Below are 2,545 nucleotides of genomic sequence, written 5' to 3' on the forward strand. Positions count from 1 at the left end.
GATCAACATGGCCGCGAGTAACCTGTCCATCCGGTACGGGTGCAAGGGGCCGAGCATCAGCACGAACAGCGCCTGCGCGACGAGCGCCCACGCGCTGGGTGAGGCCATGCGCCTCATCGAGCGTGGGGATGCCGACGTCGTGCTGGCCGGTGGCGCCGAGGCCCCGATTGGTTTCATGTGTGTGGCGGGGTTCAACGCCATCCGGGCGCTCTCCACGCGCAACGACGACCCCGTTGGTGCCAGCCGCCCCTTTGCGGCCGACCGCGACGGCTTCGTGCTGTCGGAAGGGGCGGCGATTCTGGTGCTCGAGTCGGAGGAACATGCGCTCGCGCGCGGTGCCCGTGTGCACGCGGTCCTGGCCGGGTACGGCGCCGGCGCCGATGCCTTCCATCTCACCGCCCCCACCGACAACCACGAGGGGGCGCAGCGTACCATGCGCGCCGCCCTCGCCGATGCGGGGCTCGCGCCGTCGGACATCGGCTACATCAACGCGCACGCCACCTCCACGCCGCTCGGCGACATCGCTGAGGCGCGCGCCATCGAAGCGGTGTTCGGCGACAGGGCGCAGCAGGTGCCGGTGTCGAGCACCAAGTCGATGTTCGGGCATCTCACCGGTGCTGCCGGTGCGGCGGAGGCGATCGTGAGCATCCGCGCGATGCAGGATGGCGTGGCGCCGCCCACGATCAACCTCGAGGCGCAGGATCCCGGCATTACTCTCGATTGTGTGCCGAACGTGGCGCGTCGCGTGCCGGGGGTACGCGCGGTGATGAGCAATGCCTTTGGCTTCGGCGGCACGAACGCCACGCTGGTCTTCACCGCGTAACGCGTGCGGCCGTCGATGATGCCTACTTGCCCCCACGGGTCATCCATGCGAGGATGGGCAAGCTCAGTGGATAACCAGACAATCAGTTACGGGGAATGGCGGCGGTGAGCGATACGGCGATGGGCAGTGCGGTGATGAACGACGCGGCGGCGAACGAGAAGATTGCGGTGATCGGGCTTGGCTATGTCGGCCTGCCGCTGGCCGCGGAGTTCGGGCGCGTGCGCGACGTCGTGGGGTTCGACATCAATGCCGCGCGCATCGCGGAACTCCGGAGCGGGCACGACCGCACCCTCGAGGTGAGCGCGGAGCAGCTCACGGCCGCAAGTAAGCTGGAGTTCAGCAGTGATCCGGAGGCGCTGAAGGCGTGCCGGATTTTCATCGTGACGGTACCGACGCCCATCGATACGGCCCGACGTCCCGACCTGACCCCGCTCATCAAGGCCAGCGAGACGGTGGGGCGCGTGATGCCGAAGGGGAGCATCGTGATCTACGAATCCACGGTGTACCCCGGTTGCACCGAGGAGGTGTGTGTGCCGGTGCTGGAGCGGCACTCGGGACTCACGTTCAACCAGGATTTCTTCTGCGGCTACAGCCCGGAGCGGATCAATCCGGGCGACAAGGTGCACACGCTCACCACGATCACCAAGATCACGAGCGGCAGCACGCCGGCGGTGGCGGACGAGGTGGACGCACTGTACCGGAGCATCGTGACCGCCGGGACGTGGAAGGCGAGCAGCATCAAGGTGGCTGAGGCTGCCAAGGTGATCGAGAACAGCCAGCGCGACCTGAACATCGCGTTCGTGAACGAGCTGTCGGTGGTGTTCTCCCGGCTCGGCATCGACACCACCGAGGTGCTCGAGGCGGCGGGGACCAAGTGGAACTTCCTGCCCTTCCGCCCGGGCATGGTGGGCGGGCACTGCATTGGTGTGGACCCGTACTACCTGACCCACAAGGCCGAGGAAGTGGGGTACAACCCGCAGGTCATTCTCGCCGGCCGGCGCATCAACGACAACATGGCGCGCTACGCGGCGCGCAGTGTCATCCGGTTGATGCTCAAGAGCGGCTGTCATGTGGCGCAGAGCCGGGTGGGGGTGCTCGGTGTCACGTTCAAGGAGAACTGCCCGGACGTGCGCAACAGCAAGGTTGCCGATCTGGTGAAGGAGCTGGAGCAGTGGGGCGCCACGGTGGTGGTGGCCGACCCGTGGGCGGACGCCGCCGAGGTGCAGCACGAGTACGGCATCACGCTGGGCGAGATCAGCGAGGCCAAGCCGGTGGACGCGCTGGTCGTGGCGGTGGGGCATGACGAGTACCGATCCCTCGATCTGGCGGCGCTGCGGCGCCTGTGCCGTGGGGAGCAGCCGGTGCTGGCCGACCTGAAGGCGATGTACGATCGCCATGCGGCCGCCGCACAGGGCTTCACGGTTTTCCGGCTCTGAGTCTGCACGAACCGAGGCGTTCGTGATGGCGCTCGTGATCCGCGACGTGCGCACCGGCGCCGACCTGCGCCGTTTCATCGACCTGCCCTGGCGCATCTACACCAGCGCGGAGCATCCGCAGTGGGTGCCGCCGCTCAAGCTGGTGGTGCGCGATGCGCTGGATGTGAAGGCGAACCCCTTCTACCAGCACGCCGACCGGGCGCTGTTTCTGGCGGAGCGCGACGGCGTACTGGTGGGTCGCATCGCGGCCATCGAAAACCGGGCGCACAACGCGACGCACGGCGAC

General features: G+C 67.6%; 2 protein-coding genes and 1 pseudogene. All 3 read left to right on the forward strand.

Features of this window, described 5'->3' with window-relative positions; translation table 11 throughout:
* Positions 1–823: beta-ketoacyl-[acyl-carrier-protein] synthase family protein (locus tag ACIQ6O_RS16280; protein WP_396208823.1), on the forward strand; the 823-nt coding region annotated here is incomplete at its 5' end.
* A 134-nt stretch (positions 824–957) separates the two neighbouring features.
* Positions 958–2,259 (forward strand): nucleotide sugar dehydrogenase, encoded by a 1,302-nt coding sequence (locus ACIQ6O_RS16285; protein WP_396208824.1) that lies wholly within the window; start codon positions 958–960, stop codon positions 2,257–2,259.
* A gap of 25 nt (positions 2,260–2,284) precedes the next feature.
* Positions 2,285–2,545: pseudogene (locus ACIQ6O_RS16290) on the forward strand (hypothetical protein); the annotation flags it as partial.

The sequence above is a fragment of the Gemmatimonas sp. genome, from assembly GCF_044345575.1.
GTDB lineage: Bacteria > Gemmatimonadota > Gemmatimonadetes > Gemmatimonadales > Gemmatimonadaceae > Gemmatimonas.

Excerpts from the sequence above, each read along its gene's own strand:
- ACIQ6O_RS16285 (WP_396208824.1), top strand. The coding sequence starts at position 958 with ATGAACGACGCGGCGGCGAACGAGAAGATTGCGGTGATCGGGCTTGGC.